Genomic DNA, 25,941 nt, shown 5'->3' on the forward strand with positions numbered 1-25,941 from the left:
GAGTCTTGCTCCGGCTCTTCTATCCGTCCTGCCACACCCATCTGGCGCAGCGGACCGCGGTCCGGTAGGGTTGATTTAAAGGCAACTCCGCGTACAACGCGAAGGGGCATCATCTTACCGTATGATGCCCCTTCGATCCAACCACCCGCGGCACATGCTGCGATCGAAACAACAGATCGCGCCGCACCGCGCCGTGGTGCAAGGTCGCGGCACCACGCTGTCGCCTGACAGGCGACAGGCGTTATTACTTATCGAGGCTTGACGGCGGCCAGTTCTCGAGCTTCATGCCCAGCGTCAGGCCACGCGAGAACAGCACTTCCTTGATCTCGGTCATCGACTTCTTACCGAGGTTCGGGCACTTCAGCAGCTCGTTTTCCGTACGTTGGATCAGGTCGCCGATGTAGTAGATGTTTTCGGCCTTCAGGCAATTTGCCGAACGGACCGTCAACTCAAGATCATCAACCGGACGCAACAGGATCGGATCGATCTGTGGCGCACGCGACGGGGCTTCGGCCGTGGTTTCGGTACCTTCCAGCGCCGCGAACACGTTCAACTGATCAACCAGGATACGCGCTGCCTGACGAATCGCTTCCTCCGGCGTCAAGACGCCGTTGGTTTCGATGTTCATCACCAGCTTATCCAGATCGGTACGTTGCTCCACCCGTGCCGATTCCACCGCATAGCTCACGCGCTTGACCGGCGAGAACGACGCGTCCAGCACGATACGACCGATGACCTTGGCGACGTCTTCGCCGTAGCGACGTACGTTACCCGGCACATAGCCGCGCCCCTTTTCCACCTTGATCTGCACGTCGAGCTTGCCGCCCTTCGACAGATGCGCGATCACATGGTTCGGATTGATGACTTCGCAGTCATGGGGCAGTTCGATGTCCGCCGCCGTAACCACGCCTTCGCCGTCCTTGCGCAACGTGACCGTGACTTCATCACGGCTATGAAGCTTGAAAACCACGCCCTTCAGGTTCAGCGCCAGGTTGACCATGTCTTCCTGAACACCGTCTAGCGTCGAGTACTCATGAACCACACCCGCGATCGTCACTTCCGTCGGCGCGTAACCCAGCATCGACGACAGCAGTACACGACGCAACGCGTTGCCGAGTGTGTGACCATAACCGCGTTCAAACGGCTCCATCACGACTTTGGCGTGGTTGTCACCCAACGACTCCACTGCGATGATCTTGGGCTTCAACAAACTGTTTTGCATAGGTTTTCCTCTTCAATACCCTCGGCTCGTTACACCGATAAGGCTGACTGGCAACAACCCTAAAAAGCCGACGCGTGGCATGCCACGGCACCGACGTTACCGTCAGCCGCCGTTTCTTGCCACGCAGCCGGCACTACTTCACTGCTCACCACAACGCTACCGTAATGCAAACCCGAGACCGATCCGCATTCAGGTGGCCGATCAACGCGAATACAATTCGACGATCAGGCTTTCGTTGATGTCGCCCGTGATTTCCGAACGATCCGGCACTTGCTTGTATGTGCCCACCAGTTCCTTCGAATCAACCGCAACCCAGCTCGGGAAGCCGCTCTGCTCTTGCAGGCTCAATGCTTCCAGAACGCGAGCTTGCTTCTTGGCCTTCTCACGGAGCGCGATCACGTCACCGACGCGAATCTGCTGCGACGGAATGTTCGCCACCACGCCATTCACCGTGATTGCACAGTGGCTGACGAGCTGACGGGCTTCCGCACGGGTCGAGCCGAAGCCCATCCGGTACACGACATTGTCCAGACGGCCTTCCAGCAATTGCAACAGCGTGGCGCCGGTGTTGCCCTTGCGACGGTCGGCTTCAGCGAAGTAACGGCGGAACTGACGCTCCAACACACCGTAGATCCGCTTGACCTTTTGCTTTTCACGCAGTTGCAGACCGTAGTCCGACGTCCGCGCACCCGAGGTACGACCATGTTGACCCGGCTTGCTGTCAAGCTTGCACTTGTCAGCGAGCGAACGACGGTTCGACAACAGCGACAGGTCAGTGCCTTCACGGCGGGAGAGTTTGGCTCGTGGGCCGGTATAACGTGCCACTTTCAGTTTCCTTCTTGATTAATCGCGGACAACGGGCTGGGCATACGGTCCCGGCAAGACATCGGGCGTGCAAGTCTGCACAAAAGACGTCTTACCCCGCACCCCCACCCGCTGAGGCGAGTCCGATGTCCTGCACGGGGACGTCCTTGATGTCTGGACCGTCGCCACGCGCGTCGCACCTGGACGGTGGGCTTATGGGTGGAATGGCTCGCACCATTCCGGCATGCATCGATCAGATACGACGACGCTTCGGCGGGCGGCAGCCGTTATGCGGGATCGGCGTCACGTCGCAGATCGACGTGATCTTGATACCCAGGCTGTGCAACGCACGAACCGCGGATTCGCGACCCGGGCCGGGGCCCTTGATGCGCACTTCCAAGTTCTTCACGCCGTATTCCATCGCCACGCGGCCAGCTTGTTCCGCTGCTACCTGCGCTGCAAACGGGGTCGACTTACGGGAGCCCTTGAAACCTTGACCGCCCGAGGTCGCCCACGACAGGGCATTACCCTGACGGTCCGTGATCGTGATGATCGTGTTGTTGAACGATGCGTGGACGCATGCAACGCCCTCGGGTACGTTCTTCTTCACCTTTTTCCGGACGCGCTGAGCGGCGGAATTGTTCTGAGCCTTAGCCATTCGTTTTTCCTGTGACCAGTGTTGCGCTTACTTCTTCAGCGAAGCAGCGGCACGACGCGGGCCCTTGCGGGTACGCGCATTCGTGCGGGTACGTTGACCGTGGACAGGCAGGCCCTTACGGTGCCGCACGCCGCGGTAGCAACCCAAGTCCATCAAGCGCTTGATGTTCATCGTGACTTCACGACGCAGATCGCCTTCAACCGGATAGTTCCCGATTTCCAGACGGATCTTTTCCTGATCGTCGTCGGTCAGTTCGCCAACCTTCTTCGAGAAAGGCACGCCAACCTTCTCAAGGATCTTGCGCGCGGTCGGACGGCCGATACCGAAAATCGCCGTCAAACCGATCTCGGCGTGCTTGTGATTGGGGACATTAACCCCTGCAATACGAGCCATTACTCTTCCTCAACTGAGAGCCTGGTACCGACGCTACGCGTCAGCCCTGGCGTTGCTTATGGCGCTGATCCGAGCTGCAGATCACCCGCACAACGCCATTGCGCTTGATCACCTTGCAGTTCCGGCACATGCGCTTTACCGATGCCATTACCTTCATGATGTTACTCCCTCGAAATCACTTCGCCCTGAATACGATCCGCGCCCGCGATAGATCGTAGGGCGTCAGTTCCACCGTCACTTTGTCCCCGGGGAGGATACGGATATAGTGCATCCGCATCTTGCCGGAGATATGCCCGAGCACGACATGACCGTTTTCCAGCTTCACCCGAAAAGTCGCGTTGGGCAGGTTTTCCAGCACCTCGCCCTGCATCTGGATTACATCATCTTTGGCCATATTCTCGTGCTCAACGCATCATCGTATTGCCGCCCTTGAAATTGGCTTTCCGGAGCAGCGATTCATATTGTTGCGACATCACGTACGACTGGACCTGCGCCATGAAATCCATCGTGATCACCACGATGATCAACAGCGACGTACCGCCGAAGTAGAACGGCACATTCCAGCGCAACACCAGGAATTCCGGCAACAGACAAACGAACACGATGTAGATCGCACCCGCCAGCGTCAGCCGCGTAAGAATCCGGTCGATGTAGCGCGCGGTTTGGTCGCCCGGTCGAATACCCGGCACGAACGCCCCACTCTTCTTCAGGTTGTCCGCCGTTTCCCTGCTGTTGAACACCAACGCGGTGTAGAAAAAGCAGAAGAAAACGATGGCCAACGCGTACAAAATTACATACGGCGGCTGTCCGGGTGACAGCGTTGTCGCGATGTTATGCAACCACGGCATCCGGGTGCTGAACCAGTTTGCGATCGTCGCCGGGAACAGAATGATCGACGATGCAAAGATGGGCGGAATCACCCCCGCCATGTTCAGCTTCAACGGCAGATGGGACGACTGTCCGCCGTAAATCTTATTGCCCACCTGGCGCTTCGCGTAGTTCACGAGGATCTTGCGCTGGCCGCGTTCGATGAACACCACCAGATACGTGACCCCTGCGATCAACGCGACGATGATAATCGCCGAGATGATGCTCATCGACCCGGTTCGCACCAGTTCGAACAACCCTGCCACCGCATTCGGCAGCCCCGCCGCGATACCGGCGAAGATAATGATCGAAATGCCGTTGCCCAATCCGCGCTCGGTGATCTGCTCACCCAGCCACATCAGGAACATTGTCCCGGTCACCAACGTCACCACCGTCGTCAGGCGGAATGCAAGGCCCGGATCGATCACCAGACCTTGCTGACCGCTCAACGCCACCGCAATCCCGAACGCCTGGAAGGTCGCCAGCACCACGGTAAAGTACCGCGTGTACTGAGTGATCTTCCGCTGACCTGCCTGCCCTTCCTTCTTCAGCGCCTCCAGCTGCGGCGACACGATCGCCAGCAACTGCATGATGATCGACGCCGAGATGTAAGGCATGATCCCCAATGCGAACACCGAGAAACGCGACAACGCGCCCCCAGAGAACATATTGAACATCCCGAGGATGCCGCCCGCCTGACTCTGGAACAGCTTTGCCAGTTGGTCCGGATCAATCCCCGGCACCGGAATATGCGCACCGATCCGATAAACGATCAACGCCAGCAGCAGGAAAATCAGCCGCCGGCGCAGGTCGCCGTACTTCGGCGCCGTCTTTCCGGATTTCGCAAGACTTGGGCTGGTAGCCAAAACCTTCTCCGATGCAGCCGTGGCCATCCTGCTTCGCCACGTATCGCCACGTTCTGCGCTAATTAATCGCTGATTGCCGCTGCGGCGGGCCTGTCTCTCGGCCGGCCCGCCGTTCACTGCTTACTCGCTCAGCGAGCCGCCTGCCGCTTCGATCGCCGCACGCGCACCCTTCGTCGCCGTCATGCCTTTCAGCACAACCTTGCGCTTCAGTTCGCCCGTTGCGATGACCTTCACACGCTCGATCATCTGACCGACCAGCTTGGCCTTCTTCAATGCGAGCAGGTCGACTTCGTCGAGCCCCAGCTTTTCGAGGTCGCTCAAGCGCACTTCACCGACGAATTCCTTCGTCAGCGAGGAGAACCCGCGCTTCGGCAGACGACGATGCAGCGGCATCTGACCGCCTTCGAAGCCAACCTTGTGGAAACCGCCCGAACGCGACTTCTGGCCCTTGTGACCGCGACCAGCGGTCTTGCCCAGGCCAGAGCCGATGCCGCGGCCTACACGGCGCTTGGCATGGGTCGAGCCTTCCGCGGGCTTGATGGTATTGAGTTGCATAGTCTGTCCCCAGGCTTAAGAGCCGATGACTTTCACAAGGTACGAAACCTTGTTGATCATGCCGCGTACCGCCGGCGTGTCTTCCAACACGCTGACCGAGTTGATGCGGCGCAGACCGAGACCGCGAACCGTATCACGATGCGATTCACGCGTGCCGATCAAGCTCTTGACGAGCTGAACCTTGATGGTCTTATCTGACATGGTGAGCATCCTTAGCCGAGAATATCTTCGACCGACAAGCCACGCTTGGCTGCTACTTCCGCCGGCGTCACTTGCTTTTTCAGTCCATCCAGCGTCGCACGGACCAGGTTGTACGGGTTCGTCGAGCCAAAGCTCTTCGCGACGACGTTGTGCACGCCAACCGCTTCGAATACCGCACGCATCGGGCCGCCGGCGATCACGCCGGTACCTTCCTTGGCCGGTGCCAGCAACACCTTCGAAGCGCCGTGACGGCCCTTGATTTCGTGTTGCAGCGTACCCTTCTTCAGGTCGACCTTGAACATATTGCGGCGCGCGCTTTCCATCGCCTTCTGCATCGCAGCCGGGACTTCCTTCGCTTTGCCCTTACCCATGCCGACGCGGCCATCGCCGTCGCCAACCACGGAAATCACCGAGAACGACATCACGCGACCGCCCTTGGCGACCTTCGTGGTGCGGACGACGGCGATCGGCTTTTCGATCAGGCCGTCTTCGCTCTCGGTTTGAGTGCGTACTTGAGTTTTTGCCATGACGACCCCTTAGAACTTGAGACCGGCTTCACGGGCGGCTTCGGCCAACGCCTTGACCCGACCGTGATACCGGAAACCAGAACGATCGAACGCCACCGACTCGACGCCTGCTGCCTTGGCGCGTGCTGCAATGCGTTGACCGATCAGCGTAGCGGCGTCAACGTTGCCGCCCACGCCGGTTTTACCAGCCAATTCCGTACGCACTTCCGCTTCAACGGTGGACGCGCTGGCCAGCACTTGCGTGCCGCACGGCGAGAACACTTGTGCGTAGATGTGCAGATTCGTACGGTGCACCGCCAAACGGTGGATGCCGCGGTCCGCGATGAGGATCCGCGTCTTGCGCGCACGGCGCGCACGAGCTTGTTTCTTATCCATGGTGGGCACCTTACTTCTTCTTGGTTTCCTTGAGGATCACAACCTCGTCGGAGTACCGCACACCCTTGCCCTTGTATGGCTCAGGCGGACGGTAGCCGCGAACTTTCGCAGCTTCCTGACCGACGACTTGCTTATTGATCCCCTTGATGACGATCTCGGTCTGCGACGGCGCTACTGCCGTCACGCCAGCCGGCAACTGGTGCACGACCGGATGCGAGAAACCCAGCGACAGATTGATCTTGTCGCCTTGCACTTGCGCACGGTAACCGACGCCGACCAGGGTCAGCTTGCGCTCGAAACCCTTCGTCACGCCGATAACCGCGTTATTGGTCAGTGCGCGCAGCGTACCGGACAGCGCATTCGCTTCCCCGCTTTCATCCGCGACTTCGAAGGTCAGAACACCGCTGTCCAGCGCAACCTTTACCAGCGGTTGTGCTGCCAGCGACACCGAACCGCTCGGGCCCTTGACCACGATTTGTTCCGCGCCAATCGTTACTTCCACGCCTGCCGGCACGGTGATCGGGCTTTTACCAACTCGAGACATTGTTCTCTCCCTGACGTCAGGCGACGTAGCAGATGACTTCGCCGCCCACGCCTGCGGCGCGCGCTGCACGATCGGTCATCACACCGCGCGGGGTGGAAACAATGGCGACGCCCAGCCCGTTCATCACGCGCGGAATGTCGTCACGACCCTTGTACACGCGCAGACCAGGCTTCGACACGCGTTCGATGCGCTCGATGACCGGACGGCCGGCGTAGTACTTCAGCGTGATGCCCAGCGATGCCTTCGCACCGTCAGTCGTCACGGCGTAGGTTTCAATATAGCCTTCGTCCTTCAGGACCTTGCAGATCGCAACCTTCAGCTTCGACGACGGCATGACTACCGACGTCTTCCCGACTTGGTGTCCGTTTCGGACGCGGGTCAGCATATCGGCGATAGGATCACTCATACTCATATCGTTTCTCCTATTACCAGCTGGCCTTGGTCAGGCCCGGGATTTCGCCGCGGAAAGCCATCTCGCGCAGCTTGTTACGGGCGAGGCCAAATTTACGGAAAGTGCCACGGGGACGACCCGTGACGGAACAACGATTGCGTTGACGCGTAGGATTCGCATTGCGCGGCAGCTGTTGCAGCGCCAGGCGTGCTTGATAACGCTCATCGTCGGTCTTGCTGGAATCGTCGATGATCGTCTTCAATGCGATGCGCTTGGCCGAGAACTTTGCAACCAGGCGCGCCCGCTTGTCTTCACGTTCGATCAGTGCCTTTTTAGCCACGTTAACCTCAGTTTCTGAACGGGAACTTGAAGCTGGCGAGCAGCGCCTTCGCTTCTTCGTCGGTCTTCGCGGTGGTCGTGATGCTGATGTTCAGCCCACGCAGCGCGTCGATCTTCTCGTATTCGATTTCGGGGAAAATGATCTGCTCTTTCACACCGATGTTGTAGTTACCACGACCATCGAACGCACGGCCGGAAACACCTCGGAAGTCACGCACACGCGGCAACGCGATGGTGATGAAACGATCCAGGAATTCCCACATACGTTCTTGACGCAGCGTAACCATCGCACCGACCGGATACTGCTCACGGATCTTGAAACCTGCGATAGCCTTGCGTGCCTTCGTGACCACCGGCTTTTGGCCAGCAATCTTCGTCAGGTCGCCCACGGCGTGTTCGATCACTTTCTTGTCAGCAACCGCTTCGCCAAGACCCATGTTCAACGTGATCTTGACCAGACGCGGCACTTCCATCACTGACTTGTAACCGAACTTTTCGGTCAACTCAGGGATGACTTTTTCTTTGTAAATCTCTTGCAGACGAGTCATTTGTCACTCCAAGCGTCAAGCGCTGATCGTCGCACCGGTCGACTTCAGGAAACGCACCTTCTTCCCGTCCTCAACCTTGATGCCCACACGCGACGGCTTGCCGTTCGCATCCACCAGCGCCACATTCGACTTCTGCAGCGGCATAGCCTTGGCTTCCACACCGCCCGTCGTACCCTTCATCGGGTTCGGCTTGACGTGCTTCTTCACCAGATTCAGGCCTTCGACCACAACGTGATCTTCTGCCACCAGCAGCACGGTGCCGCGCTTGCCCTTGTCTTTACCGGTAATGACGATGATCTCATCGCCCTTGCGAATCTTTTCCATCGCGGCTCCTTACAGCACTTCCGGCGCCAGCGAAACGATCTTCATGAAGCGTTCGCTGCGCAGCTCACGCGTCACCGGCCCGAAAATACGGGTGCCGATCGGCTCGAGCTTGTTATTCAAAAGCACGGCGGCATTGCCGTCGAACTTGATCAGCGAGCCGTCTGCACGGCGAACGCCCTTTGCGGTACGAACAACAACAGCGTTGTAGATTTCGCCCTTCTTGACGCGGCCACGCGGTGTCGCTTCTTTCACGGTCACCTTGATGACGTCGCCAATAGCTGCGTAACGCCGCCTGGAGCCGCCTAGCACCTTGATGCACATGACTTCACGCGCACCGGTGTTGTCGGCCACTTCGAGCCGAGATTCGGTCTGGATCATGATTTAACTTTTCCCAACTTAATCCGAGAACGCCACCATGGCGCCATCGGTCAGTCTTGGTCCCGTCAGCCAGCCGGCTGTTTGGGCGTGAACGGCAGGCGACAGCTGAAGGACCACTATCACCTTGGTGCCACTGCCACCCGCCGAAGCCTGCACAAACCGCCCGGCGAATGATAATCGGCACCAAAACGCCCTTTCGGGCGAATCCAAATTGAAGCAAAGAGCGAGAGTATAGCCCGCTTTCTCTTCCTTAGCAATACCTTCGCGGCGACAGGGCCAAAAACCGGGCCACGTCGCCGTTTCACCACATCAGGTCGAACAGTTGCGGTGATGAAAAAGCCGGCCTTTTTCAGCCGGCTCTTTGATCACCGCCCCGAACCAAAGTCCGAGGAGGCGTACGCAATCAGATCACGCGCGCGGCAGTGATCAGGCGGGACACCGTCCATGCCTTCGTCTTCGAGATAGGACGCGACTCCTGAATCTCAACGAGATCACCTTCGTTATACGTGTTGCTTTCGTCATGCGCGTGGTACTTCTTCGAGCGTACGACATACTTGCCGTAGATCGGGTGCTTCACGCGGTGCTCGACCAGCACGGTCACCGTCTTGTCCATCTTGTTGCTGGTAACGGTGCCGGACAGCGTGCGCTTCAAGCTATTGGTAGCGGTATCGTTCATTTCTGGCTCGCCTTTTCCGTCAAGAGGGTGCGTACGCGTGCGATGTCGCGACGAACCTTCTTGATTTGGCTGGTATTGCTCAGCTGCTGGGTACCCAGCTGCATGCGCAGGCCGAACTGGGCCTTCAGCAAATCGCTGAGTTCCTGGTTGAGCGCCGCTTCGTCCTTACTGCGAAGTTCAGATGCTTTCATCGTTCATCTCCCTCAGGCGCCGATGTGACGAACAACGAAGGTCGTCTGGATCGGCAGTTTTGCCTGGGCCAGACGGAACGCTTCGCGCGCCAATTCTTCGGTAACGCCGTCCATTTCGTACAGCATCTTGCCTGGTTGAATCTCAGCGACGTAGTACTCCGGGTTACCCTTACCGTTACCCATCCGCACTTCCGCCGGCTTTTGCGAGATTGGCTTATCCGGGAAGATTCGAATCCAGATCCGGCCACCGCGCTTGATGTGACGCGTCATGGCACGACGCGCAGATTCAATTTGACGCGCGGTCAGACGACCACGACCAATAGCCTTCAGACCGAACTCACCAAACGACACCGCGTTACCGCGAGTCGCTACACCGGTGTTACGGCCCTTCTGCTCCTTACGATACTTTCTACGCTTCGGTTGCAGCATGATTACCCTCCAGTGCGGCGCGGCGCACCACGACGCGCACCAGGACCACCGCCTTCACCGTCACGGCGCGGGCGGCGATCGCCCGGACGTGCGTTGCGACGATTACGCTTGTCTTCGACCGGCGCCTCTTCCACTGCCGGCGCTTCGTTCGGGCCCAGGTGGTCGCCCTTGTAGACCCACACCTTGACACCGATGCGACCGTACGTCGTCTGCGCTTCCGAAGTTGCGTAGTCGATGTTGGCACGCAGCGTGTGCAGTGGCACACGGCCTTCGCGATACCATTCCGTACGTGCGATTTCGATACCGTTCAGACGACCCGAGCTCATGATCTTGATGCCTTGGGCACCCAGACGCATCGCATTGGCCATCGCGCGCTTCATTGCGCGACGGAACGCGATACGGCGCTCGAGCTGCTGCGTAATCGAATCACCGATCAGCTGCGCATCGATTTCCGGCTTGCGGATTTCTTCGATGTTGACGTGAACCGGCACGCCCAACAGGCGTTGCAGGTCCGACTTCAACAGCTCGATATCCTCACCCTTCTTGCCGATCACGACGCCAGGACGCGAACTGAAAATCGTGATCCGGGCATTGTTTGCCGGACGTTCGATCAGCACACGACCTACCGAAGCGTTCTTCAGCTTCTTCTTCAGGTATTCGCGGACCTTGATATCTTGGGACAACATGCCCGCAAAATTCTCATTGCCTGCGTACCAGCGCGACGACCAGTCACGCGTCACGGCCAGCCGGAAGCCGGTCGGATGAATTTTTTGTCCCATCGTCGACCCCTTAGTCCCCGACTGCCACAAAGATGTGACAGGTCTGCTTTTCGATTTTGTTGCCGCGACCCTTCGCGCGCTGCGTGAAGCGCTTCAACGAACCCGCTTTGTCGACATAGATCGTTTTGATCTTCAACTCGTCGATGTCTGCGCCTTCGTTGTGCTCCGCATTCGCGATAGCCGACAACAGAACCTTCTTAACAACCACGGCTGCAGCCTTCGGCGAGAACGTCAAGACGTCCAACGCACGAGCAACAGGCAGGCCGCGGATCTGATCAGCGACCAACCGGGTCTTCTGGGCCGACATACGGGCCCCGCGATGAATTGCTTTAGCTTCCATCTCTATCGCCCCTTACCGCTTGGCCTTTTTGTCCGCTGCATGACCCTTGAACGTCCGGGTCAGAGCGAATTCGCCAAGCTTGTGGCCTACCATGTTGTCCGAGATGTACACCGGAACGTGTTGGCGACCGTTGTGGACCGCGATCGTCAGACCGATAAAATCGGGCAGGATCGTGGAACGACGCGACCAAGTCTTGATCGGCTTCTTGTCACGCGAGGACGCCGCCGCTTCAACCTTCTTCAGCAAGTGGGCGTCGCAGAACGGACCTTTCTTAAGAGAACGTGCCATGTCGGCTCCTTAACGCTTCTTGTTGCGGCGCTGCACGATCATACTGGTCGTGCGCTTGTTGCGACGGGTGCGGAAGCCCTTGGTCTTCTGGCCCCACGGGGAGACCGGATCGCGACCAGCTGCGGTCTTACCTTCACCACCACCGTGCGGGTGATCCACCGGGTTCATTGCAACACCGCGAACCGTCGGACGAACACCACGCCAACGCATTGCACCGGCCTTACCGATTTGACGGAGGCTATGCTCTTCGTTGCCGACTTCGCCGACCGTTGCACGGCATTCGATGTGCACGCGACGGATTTCGCCCGAACGCAGACGAACCTGCGCGTAGATGCCTTCACGCGCCAGCAACATCGCCGAGGTGCCGGCCGACCGCGCGATCTGCGCGCCCTTGCCCGGCAACATTTCGATGCAGTGGATCGTCGTACCAACCGGAATATTCCGAATCGGCAACGTATTACCCGGACGGATCGGGGCTTCGGAACCGGACATCAGCGCTTGGCCGACAACCATGCCCTTCGTGGCGACGATATAACGACGCTCACCATCCGCGTACAGCACCAGCGCGATGTTCGCGCTACGGTTCGGGTCGTATTCGATACGCTCGACCTTCGCCGGGATGCCATCCTTGGTGCGCTTGAAGTCGATGAGACGATATTGCTGCTTATGCCCACCGCCCTTATGGCGCGTCGTGATGCGACCGTTGTTGTTACGGCCGGCTGTCTTGCTTTCACTCTCCACGAGCGCCGCGAACGGACGCCCCTTGTAGAGGTCGGCATTGACGACCTTGACCATCCCGCGGCGCCCCGGGGAGGTTGGTTTGACTTTAACGAGCGCCATGATTACTTGGCCTCCGTCGATTCAAAGTTGATTTCCTGGCCCGGCTTCAGCGAGACATAAGCGCGGCGCACGTGTGCGCGGCGGCCCATGAAACGGCCAAAACGCTTTTCCTTGCCTTTACGGTTCAGGACCTGGACCGACTCGACTTCAACCTTGAACAGCAGCTCAACAGCCGCCTTGATTTCAGGCTTCGTCGCGGTCTTCGCGACCTCGAACACGACCTGCTCGTTCTTTTCCGCCACGAACGTCGCCTTTTCGGAGACTACCGGCGCGAGCAGGACCTGCAGCAAACGATGATCCTTTTTGCGAACGTCCGTCATGACAGCAACTCCTCGATCTGGGCAACCGCCGCCTTCGTGACCAGAACGTTCTTGAAATGGATCAGCGACAGCGGGTCGGCATAACGCGGCTCGACAATAGCGACGCCAGGCAGGTTGCGCGATGCCAGATACAGGTTCTCGTCGAGCTCATCGGTGATGATCAGCACGGACTCGAGGCCCAGGCTCTTGAACTTCTGCGCGAGCAGCTTGGTCTTCGGCGCTTCCAACGTGATCGGCTCGATCACGGACAGACGGCCTTCACGAACCAATTGCGAGTAGATCGACGAGATGCCCGCACGGAACATCTTCTTGTTGACCTTCTGCGTGAAGTTTTCTTCAGGCGAATTCGGGAAAATCCGACCACCCCCACGCCACAGCGGGCTGGAGCGCATACCGGCACGAGCGTTACCCGTACCCTTCTGGCGCCACGGCTTCTTCGTGGAGTGGTTGACTTGCTCACGATCCTTCTGCGCGCGGTTACCGCTACGTGCGTTCGCCTGATAGGCGACGACGATCTGGTGAATCAGCGCTTCGTTGTAATCGCGACCAAAAACGGCGTCCGACGCAATGACTGCCTCGCCCGTTTGACCTTGCTCATTCAGGAGCTTCAGTTCCATGATCAGGCTCCTTGCGCGACAGTAACGTGCGCCTTCACTGCCGGCGTCACGAACACGACGCCGTTCTTCGCGCCCGGCACCGCGCCGCGAACGAAGATCAGCTTGCGATCCGCGTCGATACGCGCGATCTGCAGATTTTGCGTGGTGGTGGTGACGTCACCCATGTGACCCGTCATGCGCTTACCGGGGAAAACGCGACCCGGATCCTGCGCCATACCGATCGAGCCCGGCACATTGTGCGAGCGCGAGTTACCGTGCGAAGCACGACCGGATGCGAAGTTATAGCGCTTGATGGTACCGGCATAACCCTTACCGATCGACACGCCCTGCACGTCGACCTTTTGGCCATCCGCGAACAGGTCGACATCCACCACGGCACCCAGTGCCAGCGAAGCTGCACGCTCCGCGTCGACACGGAATTCCTTCAGGACGACACCCGGCTCGACACCGGCTTTGGCCAGATGACCAGCTTCCGGCTTCGTCACGCGCGAGCGGCGACGCTCGCCGTATGCCAACTGGACCGCAGCATAGCCGTCGGTTTCCAGCGTCTTGATCTGCGTTACACGGTTGTTCGACACGTCCAACACGGTGACAGGAATCGAATCCCCATCAGCCGTAAAGATACGGGTCATCCCAACCTTGCGACCCACGAGTCCAAGGCTCATTGTTTTCTCCATTCCCGACTGCGATTGGCCGGGGCTTAAATACACCCAAAAGGGTGCGAAATCTCAGCGGAAAACGCCCACACACCCCTTAATCAGGCGGCAGGCTTGGCGCAAATTTCCTGATCACTTTCCGCGGGAAGCGGCGTTTGAACGGGAAATCAAATCGTCTTAGCGACGAAAAGCTCATCACTATACCTTAGGTAACCGGGGCGTGCAAGGCATCTATCTGATCAGCAAGGGGAAATACCGTAGGCGTTGCGGGACGGCATCGGCGAAGGAGAAACGGCGAGGGCATGGCGCACCGGCGGCACTCACCGCGCAACCGCCGCGCAGCCCCTGCCGACGGCGCGTCCGTGTTGCGACAAAGCGCCGCTCGCGTAGGATCAACAGCGCACTAACTGTAACGCGAGCGCCTCGGCAACCTTGATGCCGTCGATCGCCGCCGAATAAATGCCTCCGGCGTACCCGGCGCCCTCACCGGCGGGGTACAAGCCTTTGACATTGATACTCTGGTAGTTGTCGTTCCGGCGGACACGAACGGGTGATGAGGTTCGCGTTTCCACTCCCGTTAATATCGCATCGGCCATCGCGAAACCCGGTAATTTCTTATCGATCTCGGGCAAGGCCTCGCGGATGGCGTCAATGACGTAGTCGGGCAGCGCCGTACTCAAATCGGTTAGATTGACGCCGGGCTTGTATGACGGCTCCACGCTTCCCAACTGCGTACTCGACCGCTTCGCAAGGAAGTCACCAACCCGTTGCGCCGGGGCACGATAGTCGCACCCGCCTAATTCAAACGCCCGTGCCTCCCAGTGACGCTGAAAGGCAATGCCCGCCAGCGGACCACCGGGAAAATCGTCCGGCGTAATGCCAACCACGATTCCTGCATTCGCATTGCGCTCGTTACGGGAGTATTGGCTCATCCCGTTGGTCACCACGCGCCCCGGCTCCGACGCGGCGGCGACCACGGTCCCGCCGGGGCACATGCAGAAGCTGTAGACGGCGCGACCGTTGCTGCAATGATGGACGACCTTGTAGTCCGCCGCGCCGAGAAGCTTGTGTCCGGCAAAGCGCCCGAACTGACTACGATCAATCACACCTTGCGGATGTTCGATACGAAAACCCAGGGAAAACGGTTTCGCTTCCATGAACACGCCACGGTTGTGGAGCATCTCGAACGTATCGCGTGCACTATGTCCCACCGATAGCACGACATGATCGCAGCGCAACGTCTCGCCAGTCGAGAGAGCCAGGGCACGGACTGCCCCATCTTCGATATGAATGTCGTCGACACGTGACTCAAACCGCACTTCGCCGCCGAGCGAATGGATCGTGGCACGCATTTTCTCGACCATACTGACCAGGCGGAACGTGCCGATATGCGGCCGGCTCAGGTAGAGGATATCGTCCGGTGCACCCGCCAGAACAAACTCCTCAAGCACCTTCCGCCCATAAAACTTCGGGTCCTTGATCTGGCTGTACAGCTTGCCATCGGAGAAAGTCCCTGCGCCTCCCTCGCCAAACTGCACGTTGGATTCAGGCTGCAGGACATTCTTGCGCCACAGCCCCCAGGTGTCCTTGGTGCGCTCACGAACGGCCTTCCCGCGCTCCAGAATAATCGGGCGGAACCCCATCTGCGCCAGGATCAGCCCCGCAAAAAGACCACATGGCCCCATACCGATGACCACCGGCCGCGATGTCGCCGGCGAGTCTTCCCGCGCCCGCGCAACAAATTTGTACCGCATGTCCGGAGTGACTGCGACGTGAGGCTGGCCCTTCAGATGCGCGAGCGCCTTGGCTTCATCCTTGATATCGACATCGACGATATACGTGAGCTTGATATCGGAACGCTTGCGGGCATCGTGGGCCCTTCTGTACACGCTGTAGCGCAGCAAATCTTCAGCAGGAACGTGCAGTTGCGCCAAGCGAGCATGGATGGCCGACGCGAGCGCGTCTTCCGTGTGGTCAAGCGACAGCTTGATTTCACTGATTCGTAACATGGTGATCGGTGTGCAAAGGGCGCTATCTATCCGCCAATGCGCGGATTCTACCGCGCAATCGCCCCTGCGTCCCCAGGACCGCGGGGGCGCAGGCGTCGCATCGCCCCAACAAGCCCCCCCCAACCAAACAAGGACGAGTCCACGCAGTCTTTGAGGCCAGTCCAATCGCTCTCACCACGACCACGCTCTATCGTTGCCAAACGGGTCAGTGATAGCGCGGCATGCCCGTCTCGGCCCCTGTTCGCGCAATAGCTTTTGGAGCGACTTCATGCGACTTCCTGCCTATCCACACCTTGCTAAAAGCAACGGGACGCGGCGCACGCCTTGTCGAAAAATCGCGCACGTCCTGACGTGCGCAGTACTGAGCGTCGCACCACTCGTCGCCTCCTCCGAGGCGGTCGCGGCGACCAATGGTGTTTTTGTACAAGCCGATGGCTTGCTGTCCATCGGCCCAGGTCGCCTATCCGCCGCCAATAGCAAACTCGGCGGCGGGGACGGACATACGCTTTATGGATTGGCCAACGACGGACGCTTCGGCTTCGGCGCCGCGGTTGGCTACATTCATGACCGCACTGGCATACGTGTGCGATATCTGTATCTGGGTACGCAACCCACGCTTTCGATCAACGGAAAGACGACCGGCAGCCGCGGAGGCCTGACGTCTCATTTTATGGGTGTCGAAGGCCTTTACCTGGTGCCACTGATCCCGCGTCGCGTGGATCTCGTGCTAAGCGGCGGTGCGGGTGTGCTGCGATCATCGGTACCGTTTCCCGGCACGTCGCACCCGAACGCCGAAAAGGCCCCACGGCCCGGCAAGGCTACCCAGTTCGAGCCCGCCCTGTCATTGGGAGTAGGTCTGCGCGTCGCGCTGCTCCGACAGATCACCGGAAACATCGACATTACGCGTCTGACACCTTTTCAAAGTGGCCTGCGCTCGCGCGGGCTGTACAACAATGGCCAGACGGTCATATCCGCAGGCATCGCTTATACGTTCTAGGGCACCTGTGCAGGTCGCCTCGATCATCTCGCCCTAAGGCGCACGTTCGCTCGTCGCCCTGTTGCGCAAAAAAAAACCGACCTCGAAAGGTCGGTTTTTTTCATTGGTGGCGGCGATACCCGCCAACCGCCCGCGTCCATCGAATGGCTTAGGCCAGTTTGATCTTCACGTCGACGCCAGCGGCCAGATCCAGCTTCATCAACGCGTCAACCGTCTTTTCGGTCGGATCGATGATGTCGACCAGGCGTTGGTGCGTACGGATTTCGAACTGGTCACGCGATGTCTTGTTCACGTGCGGCGAGCGCAGCACGTCGAAGCGTTCAATACTCGTCGGCAGCGGTACCGGACCGCGCACGATGGCGCCCGTCCGCTTCGCTGTCTCAACGATTTCGATTGCCGATTGATCGATCAAGCGATAATCAAATGCCTTCAGGCGAATACGGATGTTTTGGCTTGCCATGATGTTTCCTTAAAGAGCGAGGCGGCTGGGTCCGCCATCAAATAAAGAGCGAGGGGTTGCGCGATTGCCCTGCAAAGTATCAACGCAAACCGGAATATACAACAGCCCCCATCGTCGCGCCGCTTCCCTGCACCGTAATGCGTGAAATCGGTATTGAAACAACACCGGGGCGCATGCGGCACACCCGCGCGACAAGGGGCTTGCGGTGCCGAACCAGCATGAAGCAGGCCCGACACCGCCGAGGCAACCTTACTTCGTGATGGTTGCCACGACGCCGGCACCGACGGTACGGCCGCCTTCGCGGATAGCGAAGCGCAAACCTTCTTCCATCGCGATCGGAGCGATCAACTTCACCGAAATCGACACGTTGTCGCCAGGCATGACCATCTCCTTGCCTTCCGGCAGCGAGATCGAGCCCGTCACGTCCGTCGTACGGAAGTAGAACTGCGGACGATAGTTGTTGAAGAACGGCGTATGACGACCGCCTTCATCCTTGCTCAGCACGTACACTTCCGCCGTGAAGTCCGTGTGCGGCTTGATCGAGCCCGGCTTCGCCAGCACTTGACCACGTTGCACGTCTTCACGCTTCGTACCACGCACCAGCACGCCTACGTTGTCCCCTGCCTGACCTTGGTCCAGCAGCTTGCGGAACATTTCAACGCCCGTCACCGTCGTCTTTTGCGTATCGCGCAGACCGACGATCTCCACTTCCTCGCCAACCTTGATGATCCCGCGCTCAACACGACCCGTCACCACCGTGCCGCGACCCGAGATCGAGAACACGTCTTCCACCGGCATCAGGAACGTACCGTCAACCGCACGCTCCGGCGTCGGGATGTACGTGTCCAGCGCTTCGGCCAATGCCATGATCGCCACTTCGCCCAGCTCGCCCGCATCGCCTTCCAGCGCCAGCTTCGCCGAACCCTTGATAATCGGCGTATCGTCGCCCGGGAAGTCGTACTTCGACAGCAACTCCCGCACTTCCATTTCCACCAGCTCCAGCAACTCAGCGTCGTCCACCATGTCCGCCTTGTTCAGGAACACGATGATGTACGGCACGCCAACCTGACGCGACAGCAGAATGTGCTCGCGCGTTTGCGGCATCGGGCCGTCCGCGGCCGAGCACACCAGGATCGCGCCGTCCATCTGCGCCGCACCCGTGATCATGTTCTTCACGTAGTCAGCGTGGCCCGGGCAATCAACGTGCGCGTAGTGCCGATTCGCCGTCTCATACTCAACGTGCGCCGTGTTGATCGTAATGCCACGTGCCTTCTCTTCCGGCGCCGCGTCGATCTGGTCGTACGCCTTCGCCTCACCGCCGAACTTCTTCGACAGAACCGTTGCAATCGCCGCCGTCAGCGTCGTCTTGCCGTGGTCAACGTGACCGATCGTGCCCACGTTCACGTGCGGCTTGGTACGTTCAAACTTGCCTTTAGCCATGTCAGTATGCTTTCAAAAATGGTTCGATATTCAGGATCTGCGCCACCGGCCCGCCGGCATTCAGCCCGGTCCGGCGACACGTCCGCGCACGCGTACACACGAATGCGCGGTGAGTCGTTTTCGCTTACTTGCCCTTCGCGGCGACAATCGCCTCGACGACGTTCTTCGGTGCTTCCGCGTAATGCTTGAACTCCATCGTGTACGTCGCACGACCTTGGGTCGCCGAACGCAACGACGTGGAGTAGCCGAACATTTCCGACAGCGGCACTTCAGCCTTGATTTGCTTGCCGCCACCAACCATGTCGTCCATGCCTTGCAGCATACCGCGACGCGACGACAAGTCGCCCATCACGTTACCGGCATAGTCTTCCGGCGTTTCCACTTCCACCGCCATCATCGGCTCGAGCAGCACAGGGCTTGCCTTGCGCATCGCTTCCTTGAAAGCCATTGAACCAGCCATCCGGAACGCGTTTTCGTTCGAGTCCACATCGTGGTACGAACCGAACACGAGGCGTACCTTCACGTCTTCCACCGGGTAGCCTGCAACCACACCCGCCTTCAACGTGTCCTGGATACCCTTGTCGACTGCCGGGATGAATTCACGCGGCACCACACCGCCCTTGATTTCGTCCAGGAACTCGTAGCCCTTGCCTTGTTCGTTCGGCTCAAGCGTGATGACAACGTGCCCGTACTGACCACGACCGCCCGACTGCTTGACGAACTTGCCGTCGACGTCCGCAGCGATCTTGCGGATCGTTTCGCGGTACGCCACCTGCGGCTTACCGACCGTCGCTTCGACGTTGAACTCACGCTTCATCCGGTCGACCAGAATTTCCAGGTGCAGTTCGCCCATACCCGAAATGATGGTTTGACCCGATTCTTCGTCGGTCTTCACGCGGAACGACGGATCTTCCTGTGCCAGACGGTTCAGCGCCAGGCCCATCTTTTCCTGGTCGGCCTTCGTCTTCGGCTCGACAGCCTGCGAAATCACCGGCTCCGGGAAAATCATGCGTTCGAGCACGATCACCGCCGACGGATCGCACAGCGTATCACCCGTCGTCACTTCCTTCAGGCCCACCGCCGCGGCGATGTCGCCGGCGCGCACTTCCTTGATTTCCTCGCGCTGATTCGCATGCATCTGCAGAATCCGGCCCAGGCGTTCCTTCTTCTCCTTGACGGAGTTATAGACGGTATCGCCTGCATTGACCAAGCCCGAGTACACGCGGAAGAACGCCAACTGACCGACGAACGGGTCCGTCATGATCTTGAAGGCCAGCGCCGAGAACTTCTCTTCATCCGATGCCTGACGCGTGGTCGGCTCATCGTTCTCAAGCAAGCCCTTGACCGGCGGAATATCGATGGGCGACGGCATGTAGTCGATGACCGCATCCAACATCGCCTGCACGCCCTTGTTCTTGAACGCCGTACCGCACATCATCGGCACGATTTCGCCGGCGATGGTACGCGTGCGCAGCGAGAGCATGATCTCGGCTTCTGACAGCGTGCCTTCTTCCAGGTACTTGTTCATCAGGTCTTCCGACGCTTCAGCCGCGGCTTCGACCATCTTTTCGCGCCATTCATCGGCAACGCCCTGCAGTTCGGCGGGAATATCCCTGTACTCGAACTTCGTACCTTGTGCGGCGTCATCCCACACGATGGCCTTCATCTTGACCAGATCGATCACGCCTTGGAAGTTTTCTTCCGCGCCGATAGGTACCTGGATAGGAATCGGGTTCGCCTTCAGGCGTGTACGCATCTGCTCGTACACCTTGAAGAAGTTCGCGCCAGTACGGTCCATCTTGTTGACGAACGCGAGACGCGGCACGTTGTACTTGTTTGCCTGACGCCATACGGTTTCCGACTGCGGCTGCACACCGCCCACTGCGCAGTAAACCATGCAGGCGCCATCGAGCACGCGCATCGAACGTTCCACTTCGATCGTGAAGTCAACGTGACCCGGGGTGTCGATGATGTTGATCCGATGCTCCGGATAGTTGCCGCCCATGCCCTTCCAGAAGGCGGTGGTCGCAGCGGACGTGATCGTGATGCCGCGCTCCTGCTCCTGCGCCATCCAGTCCATCGTCGCGGCGCCGTCATGCACTTCGCCAATCTTGTGATTGACACCGGTGTAGAACAGAATCCGTTCGGTGGTCGTCGTCTTGCCAGCATCAATGTGAGCGCTGATGCCGATGTTGCGGTAGCGCTCGATGGGTGTCTTGCGTGCCACGGTTATCCTCTATCTCTCTGGTAACGCGGGAAAAGGGGGCCAACACGGAGTGTCATCCGACGGACATTTTCCCGCGCGCCCTAACACAAACGGGCGAGGCGCATTCGCGCTCCCGCCCGGAGTACGCCGACATACCGGCGGACTGCTCCGAGGCGTTGCCAACCGCCCGGTCGACCGCCGCGGAACAGTCCCGGCATCAGAAGCGGAAGTGCGAGAACGCCTTGTTCGCTTCCGCCATGCGGTGCACTTCGTCGCGCTTCTTCATTGCAGCGCCACGGCCTTCCGCGGCTTCTTGCAACTCGCCTGCCAAACGCAGCGCCATCGACTTCTCGCTGCGCTTCTTTGCCGCTTCACGCAGCCAGCGCATCGCCAACGCCATACGACGCGACGGACGCACTTCCACCGGCACCTGGTAGTTTGCACCACCCACGCGACGGCTCTTCACCTCAACCACCGGCTTCACGTTGTTCATGGCAGTCGTGAAGACTTCCAGAGGGTCCTTGCCGCCCTTGGTCTGGATTTGCTCGAACGCGCCATACACGATGCGCTCTGCAACTGCCTTTTTACCGTCCAGCATCAGGACGTTCATGAATTTGGTGACATCGACATTGCCGAACTTCGGATCCGGCAACACTTCCCGCTTGGGGACTTCACGACGACGTGGCATTTCTTTCCTCTTACCTTTTCAGTTCGGGCTGTCAAAACGACTTACCCGGGTTGCACCAACGGAGGATCTCGACGCTTGAGACCACATGCCCGGGGCAACACTTACTCAACAGTTGGCGACCTGCGCATTTTGCTCAGCGCTTAGGACCGTCACTGCAGCGGACGCGCCGCAGACACTGACACCTACAATCGCTTACCGGGACATTCCGGCGCGCGCGACGGCGATCAGGCCTTACTTGTTCTTCGGACGCTTTGCGCCGTACTTCGAGCGCGATTGCTTCCGATCCTTGACGCCCTGGGTATCCAGCGAGCCGCGGACCATGTGGTAACGCACACCCGGCAAGTCCTTGACCCGGCCGCCGCGAATCAGCACGACCGAGTGTTCCTGCAGGTTGTGGCCTTCACCACCGATATACGAAATAACTTCGAAACCGTTCGTCAGACGAACCTTCGCCACCTTACGCAGTGCGGAGTTCGGCTTCTTCGGCGTGGTCGTGTACACACGGGTGCACACGCCGCGACGTTGGGGGCAGTCCTGCAAGGCCGGGCTCTTGCTCTTCACGACTTCTGAAGTACGGGCCTTGCGAACCAATTGATTAATGGTTGGCATTTTTTTCCTGCGGAAAAGTGTTTCTGTCGATGTCTGTAACCGGGCAAGCGGCTACATTCCATTTTTAGCAAACGGAACCCTGGATTCTATACCGAGTTAACAGAAAAGCGCAAGTTTGGCAATCACTTGCGTACGGTGACCGCGGTTGCTGCGCGACGAAATCAGCATACCTGCAGGTAACTCGGGGCTACACGCTGCATTTTCGCGCGTCGCAGCGCCTGCTCCAGCGAATACGCAAGATCAATCAGCGTCGACTCACTGTACGCTTTTGCCGCGAACACGACAGCTGAAGGCATCGTCAGACCGTCCTAGGCCATTGTGGAAACGGAAGGATGCCGGCTGCAGTCGCAAAGCGGATCGCGGACACCGTGCGTCATTCCCAGCCATATCCGGAGATAACCTGGTATAAGCAAGCGAATGCGGTCAGCCTGCGACAACCTCGATCAGTTCCGGACCAAACCGTTCGAGTTTTCGCGCGCCAATGCCGGGGATATCCTTCAGCGCATCGACGGAGTCCGGCGCGCGCGTCGCGATTTCCGCCAGCGTCGCGTCATGAAAGATCAAATAGGCAGGCACCCCATCGGCTTTTGCCGTCTCGGTGCGCCATGCACGCAGCCTTTCCCAGCGCCCCAGTTCCGCCAGATCCATATTGGCGGTCCGGTCCGCAGCAGCGGTGGCACGACCTTCGGCGATTCGCTGCCGGGCGCGCTTCACATAGCGCCGCAAGGTCACCTTCGTTTCACCCTTCAGCACGGAACGACTGCTTTCCGTCAGCATCAGCGCGCCGTGCCCGTCGTGATCGACGGTCAGCAGCCCGGCGGCCACCAGTTGGCGAAAAATGGCACGCCACTCCGGCTCGGACAACGCGCTGCCGATACCGAACGTCGACAATAACTGATGCCCTCGTCCTTGCACCCGCTCGGTGGACACGCCCCGGAGGATATCGATGAGATGTCCGGCACCGTAGCGGATACCTCCCGCCTCCGCGGCGCGGAAGACGCAGGACAACGCCATCTGTGCCTCGCGCGAGCCATCCCACGTTGCCGGCGGCTCCAGACAGGTGTCGCAGTTACCGCACGGCGCGCTCTCCTCGCCAAAGTACGACAGCAGCCGTTGACGACGGCAGTGCGCCGTTTCACAAAGGCCCAGCAGCGCATCCAGTTTGGCGGACATCGAGCGCTTGTGACTGTCGTCCGCCGGCGATTCGTCGATCATCCGCTTTTGCTGGACAACGTCTGCCAGCCCATAGGCCATCCAGGCATTGGCGGGCAAGCCGTCACGGCCGGCGCGGCCGGTTTCCTGGTAATAACCTTCCACGCTCTTCGGCAAATCAAGATGCGCGACAAAACGCACATCCGGTTTGTCGATACCCATGCCGAAGGCGATGGTCGCCACCATGACAATGCCTTCCTCCTGCTTGAACATGGCCTGGTGGCGTTGTCGGACATCCGCATTCATGCCTGCGTGGTAAGCCAAGGCGCGGATGCCCTTGCTGACAAGCCATTCCGCCGTCTCCTCGACCTTTCGTCGGGACAGGCAATAAATGACGCCCGCATCGCAACTACCGTCCTTGCGCCGATGCTCCGCCTGGATGAAATCGAGCAATTGCGTGCGTGCATTGTCTTTCTCGACGATGCGGTAGCGGATATTCGGTCGGTCGAAACTCGAAATGAAGATGCGTGCGTCCGTCAATGCCAAGCGACGCACGATCTCTTCTCGCGTCACCTGATCCGCGGTGGCGGTCAAGGCGATGCGCGGAACGTCCGGAAAACGCTCGTGCAGCACCGACAACTGGATGTATTCAGGGCGGAAGTCGTGCCCCCATTGCGACACGCAGTGCGCTTCGTCGATTGCGAACAATCCAACACGGGAACGACGCAACAACTCCTGAAAGCGGGGTGTCATCAGCCTTTCCGGGGCGACATACAGCAGATCGATATCACCGTTCTCGAACGCCCGCTCGGTTGCAAATGCTTCGCGCCCATCCATCGCCGAATTCAGGCACGCCGCCCGCACCCCGACCTCATGCATCGCCGCCACTTGATCTTGCATCAGGGCGATCAACGGCGATACGACGATGCCGGCGCCAAGCCCGGCCTGCGCGCGTACGAGCGAGGGAATCTGGTAGCACAGGGACTTGCCGCCGCCGGTAGGCATCAGGACGAGCGCGTCACCGCCGGCCGCCACATGCTCGACGATCTCCGCCTGAGGCCCACGGAAGGCGGGATAGCCAAAGGTTTCCTGGAGAATCGCAAGACTACGGGACATGGGAGCTCAAACTTCGGACCGCGCGACAGCGCCAACGTCCGCAGTTTACCGCTTGCATGGGCGCGGAACCATGTACCAGCATAAAACTATCCATTCGGCGAGGGGGCGGCTGCATCGCCTGCCGGTCACGCCCATGACGGTTGCCCGGTAAATGACACGGAGAGCCATGCATCCAGGCGCGCCTCCGGCTCCAGCGTCGCCGCGATTTCTCGGCGCAACGCGTCGTGTGTTTCAATGCTGTGGCACCATCCCGCAGGAACGATGATATGGATATCGATCCGATAAAGCCGGCCGGTCTTGGCCGCATAGCTGTTGTAGCCTAGCAGACCGTGCCGCGCGATGACGGGATCGACGGCCTCGCGCACTCGCCGATGCAGCGCCTCCGGCGCAATCAGAAAAATCTCGCGGAGCGCATGATGCAGGATGCGCATCGGCAAAGGCAACAGGCCGAGCGCCAGTATCAGCAAAACGCCTGCGTCGGCGTTTCGGGCAACGATTTCCCACCCGGCATGGCCCGCCAGCGACGCCAATCCGAACCCGGCGAACACCCCCGCCGAAATGACCGCGGACATCAGGAACCCATCGGCATCGATGCGGACGAGCGTCGACTGCAATCGCCGATTGGCCCGTCGCTCGTACATCCACAACGCCAGTGAAACGCCGCACGAAATGCCGGAGTAAAGAGCGGTGACGTCCCAGGAGATCACCTGCGACGTGTTCGTCAGCAGTATTTGGAGCGCGTTGATCGTCGCGTAAAGACACAGCAGCATCAGAATCGCGCCATTGAATGCCGCAACAAGCGGTTCGATGTGCCAATAGCCGTACTGGAAGCGGCGGCTCCCCTCTCGGGACACGAGCAACGCCGTCGCCATGGCTAATCCCGACATCGCCGCATCGATCGACTCGAATACCCCGTCGAACACAATGGCGCGTGAGTTGACCACCAAGCCATAGATGACACCAAACAAAGCCAGTAGGGCGGTCAGCCCTGCCGACAATGCCAGCACGTCCGCCTCCGAGGGCAATGTCCACCGGCGCCAGAAACGCGCCAGGCGGTGAATAGGAATGTGCGGCAACATGCACCAATGCGTTGTTCGAGGAGATCAGGCCAGTGTGTCACACCGATACGGGCGCGC

General features: G+C 59.4%; 37 protein-coding genes. 1 reads left to right on the forward strand and 36 read right to left on the reverse strand.

Annotated features, from left to right (window positions below; all coding sequences use genetic code 11):
* Positions 1 to 244: 244 nt before the first annotated feature.
* From SJQ66_RS28360 to SJQ66_RS28495, 28 genes are all read right to left on the reverse strand, one after another.
* Positions 245 to 1,222, reverse strand: coding sequence for a DNA-directed RNA polymerase subunit alpha (locus SJQ66_RS28360; RefSeq protein WP_024901983.1), 978 nt, complete (start codon positions 1,220 to 1,222; stop codon positions 245 to 247).
* A 201-nt stretch (positions 1,223 to 1,423) separates the two neighbouring features.
* Positions 1,424 to 2,047 carry a 30S ribosomal protein S4 gene (rpsD, locus tag SJQ66_RS28365; protein ID WP_024901984.1) on the reverse strand — a complete coding sequence of 208 codons (624 nt, stop codon included), beginning with the start codon at positions 2,045 to 2,047 and terminating at the stop codon, positions 1,424 to 1,426.
* A gap of 232 nt (positions 2,048 to 2,279) precedes the next feature.
* Positions 2,280 to 2,684, reverse strand: a complete 405-nt coding sequence (gene rpsK, locus SJQ66_RS28370) for a 30S ribosomal protein S11 (protein ID WP_024901985.1) — start codon at positions 2,682 to 2,684, stop codon at positions 2,280 to 2,282.
* Positions 2,685 to 2,711: 27 nt separating this feature from the next.
* Positions 2,712 to 3,077: a 30S ribosomal protein S13 gene (gene rpsM / locus SJQ66_RS28375; protein WP_024901986.1), complete on the reverse strand. Its 366-nt coding sequence runs from the start codon at positions 3,075 to 3,077 to the stop codon at positions 2,712 to 2,714.
* A gap of 40 nt (positions 3,078 to 3,117) precedes the next feature.
* Positions 3,118 to 3,234 carry a 50S ribosomal protein L36 gene (rpmJ, locus tag SJQ66_RS28380; protein WP_024901987.1) on the reverse strand — a complete coding sequence of 39 codons (117 nt, stop codon included), beginning with the start codon at positions 3,232 to 3,234 and terminating at the stop codon, positions 3,118 to 3,120.
* A gap of 18 nt (positions 3,235 to 3,252) precedes the next feature.
* The gene (infA, locus tag SJQ66_RS28385) at positions 3,253 to 3,471 is read right to left on the reverse strand and encodes a translation initiation factor IF-1 (protein ID WP_003264140.1); all 219 of its coding nucleotides are present in this window, start codon (positions 3,469 to 3,471) and stop codon (positions 3,253 to 3,255) included.
* 10 nt (positions 3,472 to 3,481) lie between these two features.
* Entirely contained in the window at positions 3,482 to 4,810 is a 1,329-nt protein-coding gene (gene secY, locus SJQ66_RS28390) for a preprotein translocase subunit SecY (RefSeq protein WP_024901988.1), read from the reverse strand.
* Positions 4,811 to 4,930: 120 nt separating this feature from the next.
* Entirely contained in the window at positions 4,931 to 5,365 is a 435-nt protein-coding gene (gene rplO, locus SJQ66_RS28395; protein WP_024901989.1) for a 50S ribosomal protein L15, read from the reverse strand.
* A 15-nt stretch (positions 5,366 to 5,380) separates the two neighbouring features.
* On the reverse strand, positions 5,381 to 5,566 hold the full coding sequence (gene rpmD / locus SJQ66_RS28400; RefSeq protein ID WP_024901990.1) for a 50S ribosomal protein L30: 186 nt from the start codon (positions 5,564 to 5,566) through the stop codon (positions 5,381 to 5,383).
* 11 nt (positions 5,567 to 5,577) lie between these two features.
* Positions 5,578 to 6,093, reverse strand: a complete 516-nt coding sequence (rpsE, locus tag SJQ66_RS28405) for a 30S ribosomal protein S5 (RefSeq protein ID WP_024901991.1) — start codon at positions 6,091 to 6,093, stop codon at positions 5,578 to 5,580.
* A 9-nt stretch (positions 6,094 to 6,102) separates the two neighbouring features.
* Positions 6,103 to 6,468, reverse strand: coding sequence for a 50S ribosomal protein L18 (gene rplR, locus SJQ66_RS28410; protein ID WP_024901992.1), 366 nt, complete (start codon positions 6,466 to 6,468; stop codon positions 6,103 to 6,105).
* Positions 6,469 to 6,478: 10 nt separating this feature from the next.
* Entirely contained in the window at positions 6,479 to 7,012 is a 534-nt protein-coding gene (gene rplF, locus SJQ66_RS28415) for a 50S ribosomal protein L6 (protein ID WP_320534833.1), read from the reverse strand.
* A 16-nt stretch (positions 7,013 to 7,028) separates the two neighbouring features.
* Complete coding sequence (gene rpsH / locus SJQ66_RS28420; protein ID WP_024901994.1) at positions 7,029 to 7,424, reverse strand: 30S ribosomal protein S8; 396 nt, start codon at positions 7,422 to 7,424, stop codon at positions 7,029 to 7,031.
* Between the two features lie 13 nt (positions 7,425 to 7,437).
* Positions 7,438 to 7,743 carry a 30S ribosomal protein S14 gene (gene rpsN / locus SJQ66_RS28425; RefSeq protein WP_024901995.1) on the reverse strand — a complete coding sequence of 102 codons (306 nt, stop codon included), beginning with the start codon at positions 7,741 to 7,743 and terminating at the stop codon, positions 7,438 to 7,440.
* 7 nt (positions 7,744 to 7,750) lie between these two features.
* Positions 7,751 to 8,290: a 50S ribosomal protein L5 gene (gene rplE / locus SJQ66_RS28430; protein ID WP_024901996.1), complete on the reverse strand. Its 540-nt coding sequence runs from the start codon at positions 8,288 to 8,290 to the stop codon at positions 7,751 to 7,753.
* A 15-nt stretch (positions 8,291 to 8,305) separates the two neighbouring features.
* Complete coding sequence (rplX, locus tag SJQ66_RS28435) at positions 8,306 to 8,614, reverse strand: 50S ribosomal protein L24 (protein ID WP_024901997.1); 309 nt, start codon at positions 8,612 to 8,614, stop codon at positions 8,306 to 8,308.
* A 9-nt stretch (positions 8,615 to 8,623) separates the two neighbouring features.
* Entirely contained in the window at positions 8,624 to 8,992 is a 369-nt protein-coding gene (gene rplN, locus SJQ66_RS28440; RefSeq protein ID WP_024901998.1) for a 50S ribosomal protein L14, read from the reverse strand.
* A 403-nt stretch (positions 8,993 to 9,395) separates the two neighbouring features.
* Positions 9,396 to 9,668: a 30S ribosomal protein S17 gene (gene rpsQ / locus SJQ66_RS28445; protein WP_024901999.1), complete on the reverse strand. Its 273-nt coding sequence runs from the start codon at positions 9,666 to 9,668 to the stop codon at positions 9,396 to 9,398.
* A complete protein-coding gene (rpmC, locus tag SJQ66_RS28450) occupies positions 9,665 to 9,859 on the reverse strand; it encodes a 50S ribosomal protein L29 (protein WP_024902000.1) in 195 nt (64 codons plus the stop codon). The genes rpsQ and rpmC overlap by 4 nt, the downstream gene beginning before the upstream one ends.
* A 12-nt stretch (positions 9,860 to 9,871) precedes the next feature.
* Complete coding sequence (gene rplP / locus SJQ66_RS28455; protein ID WP_024902001.1) at positions 9,872 to 10,288, reverse strand: 50S ribosomal protein L16; 417 nt, start codon at positions 10,286 to 10,288, stop codon at positions 9,872 to 9,874.
* Between the two features lie 2 nt (positions 10,289 to 10,290).
* Entirely contained in the window at positions 10,291 to 11,067 is a 777-nt protein-coding gene (gene rpsC, locus SJQ66_RS28460) for a 30S ribosomal protein S3 (protein ID WP_024902002.1), read from the reverse strand.
* 10 nt (positions 11,068 to 11,077) lie between these two features.
* Entirely contained in the window at positions 11,078 to 11,407 is a 330-nt protein-coding gene (rplV, locus tag SJQ66_RS28465) for a 50S ribosomal protein L22 (protein ID WP_024902003.1), read from the reverse strand.
* Between the two features lie 12 nt (positions 11,408 to 11,419).
* Positions 11,420 to 11,695, reverse strand: coding sequence for a 30S ribosomal protein S19 (gene rpsS, locus SJQ66_RS28470; RefSeq protein ID WP_024902004.1), 276 nt, complete (start codon positions 11,693 to 11,695; stop codon positions 11,420 to 11,422).
* A 9-nt stretch (positions 11,696 to 11,704) separates the two neighbouring features.
* Entirely contained in the window at positions 11,705 to 12,535 is an 831-nt protein-coding gene (gene rplB, locus SJQ66_RS28475) for a 50S ribosomal protein L2 (RefSeq protein ID WP_024902005.1), read from the reverse strand.
* Positions 12,536 to 12,537: 2 nt separating this feature from the next.
* Entirely contained in the window at positions 12,538 to 12,855 is a 318-nt protein-coding gene (rplW, locus tag SJQ66_RS28480) for a 50S ribosomal protein L23 (protein ID WP_024902006.1), read from the reverse strand.
* The gene (rplD, locus tag SJQ66_RS28485) at positions 12,852 to 13,472 is read right to left on the reverse strand and encodes a 50S ribosomal protein L4 (RefSeq protein WP_320534834.1); all 621 of its coding nucleotides are present in this window, start codon (positions 13,470 to 13,472) and stop codon (positions 12,852 to 12,854) included. The genes rplW and rplD overlap by 4 nt, the downstream gene beginning before the upstream one ends.
* Before the next feature lie 2 nt (positions 13,473 to 13,474).
* Complete coding sequence (rplC, locus tag SJQ66_RS28490; protein ID WP_052738401.1) at positions 13,475 to 14,137, reverse strand: 50S ribosomal protein L3; 663 nt, start codon at positions 14,135 to 14,137, stop codon at positions 13,475 to 13,477.
* A gap of 383 nt (positions 14,138 to 14,520) precedes the next feature.
* Complete coding sequence (locus tag SJQ66_RS28495; protein WP_320534835.1) at positions 14,521 to 16,137, reverse strand: NAD(P)/FAD-dependent oxidoreductase; 1,617 nt, start codon at positions 16,135 to 16,137, stop codon at positions 14,521 to 14,523.
* A 268-nt stretch (positions 16,138 to 16,405) separates the two neighbouring features.
* On the opposite strand from SJQ66_RS28495, the gene SJQ66_RS28500 reads away from it, so the two are divergent.
* Positions 16,406 to 17,134: a porin family protein gene (locus tag SJQ66_RS28500; RefSeq protein ID WP_320534836.1), complete on the forward strand. Its 729-nt coding sequence runs from the start codon at positions 16,406 to 16,408 to the stop codon at positions 17,132 to 17,134.
* 148 nt (positions 17,135 to 17,282) lie between these two features.
* On the opposite strand, the gene rpsJ is transcribed toward SJQ66_RS28500, so the two are convergent.
* From rpsJ to SJQ66_RS28540, 8 genes are all read right to left on the reverse strand, one after another.
* The gene (gene rpsJ, locus SJQ66_RS28505) at positions 17,283 to 17,594 is read right to left on the reverse strand and encodes a 30S ribosomal protein S10 (RefSeq protein ID WP_024902011.1); all 312 of its coding nucleotides are present in this window, start codon (positions 17,592 to 17,594) and stop codon (positions 17,283 to 17,285) included.
* 249 nt (positions 17,595 to 17,843) lie between these two features.
* Positions 17,844 to 19,034, reverse strand: a complete 1,191-nt coding sequence (tuf, locus tag SJQ66_RS28510) for an elongation factor Tu (protein ID WP_024902012.1) — start codon at positions 19,032 to 19,034, stop codon at positions 17,844 to 17,846.
* A gap of 124 nt (positions 19,035 to 19,158) precedes the next feature.
* On the reverse strand, positions 19,159 to 21,261 hold the full coding sequence (gene fusA / locus SJQ66_RS28515) for an elongation factor G (RefSeq protein ID WP_024906038.1): 2,103 nt from the start codon (positions 21,259 to 21,261) through the stop codon (positions 19,159 to 19,161).
* Positions 21,262 to 21,457: 196 nt separating this feature from the next.
* Positions 21,458 to 21,928, reverse strand: coding sequence for a 30S ribosomal protein S7 (rpsG, locus tag SJQ66_RS28520; protein WP_024906039.1), 471 nt, complete (start codon positions 21,926 to 21,928; stop codon positions 21,458 to 21,460).
* Positions 21,929 to 22,159: 231 nt separating this feature from the next.
* On the reverse strand, positions 22,160 to 22,537 hold the full coding sequence (gene rpsL / locus SJQ66_RS28525) for a 30S ribosomal protein S12 (RefSeq protein WP_024906040.1): 378 nt from the start codon (positions 22,535 to 22,537) through the stop codon (positions 22,160 to 22,162).
* 161 nt (positions 22,538 to 22,698) lie between these two features.
* Positions 22,699 to 22,833, reverse strand: a complete 135-nt coding sequence (locus tag SJQ66_RS28530; RefSeq protein WP_260843921.1) for a hypothetical protein — start codon at positions 22,831 to 22,833, stop codon at positions 22,699 to 22,701.
* Positions 22,834 to 22,960: 127 nt separating this feature from the next.
* Positions 22,961 to 24,805 carry a DNA helicase RecQ gene (recQ, locus tag SJQ66_RS28535; RefSeq protein WP_024906041.1) on the reverse strand — a complete coding sequence of 615 codons (1,845 nt, stop codon included), beginning with the start codon at positions 24,803 to 24,805 and terminating at the stop codon, positions 22,961 to 22,963.
* A 125-nt stretch (positions 24,806 to 24,930) separates the two neighbouring features.
* Positions 24,931 to 25,884, reverse strand: a complete 954-nt coding sequence (locus SJQ66_RS28540; RefSeq protein ID WP_024906042.1) for a cation diffusion facilitator family transporter — start codon at positions 25,882 to 25,884, stop codon at positions 24,931 to 24,933.
* Positions 25,885 to 25,941 lie beyond the last annotated feature (57 nt).

It is taken from the genome of Robbsia andropogonis (genome assembly GCF_034047095.1).
Classification (GTDB): Bacteria; Pseudomonadota; Gammaproteobacteria; order Burkholderiales; family Burkholderiaceae; genus Robbsia; species Robbsia andropogonis.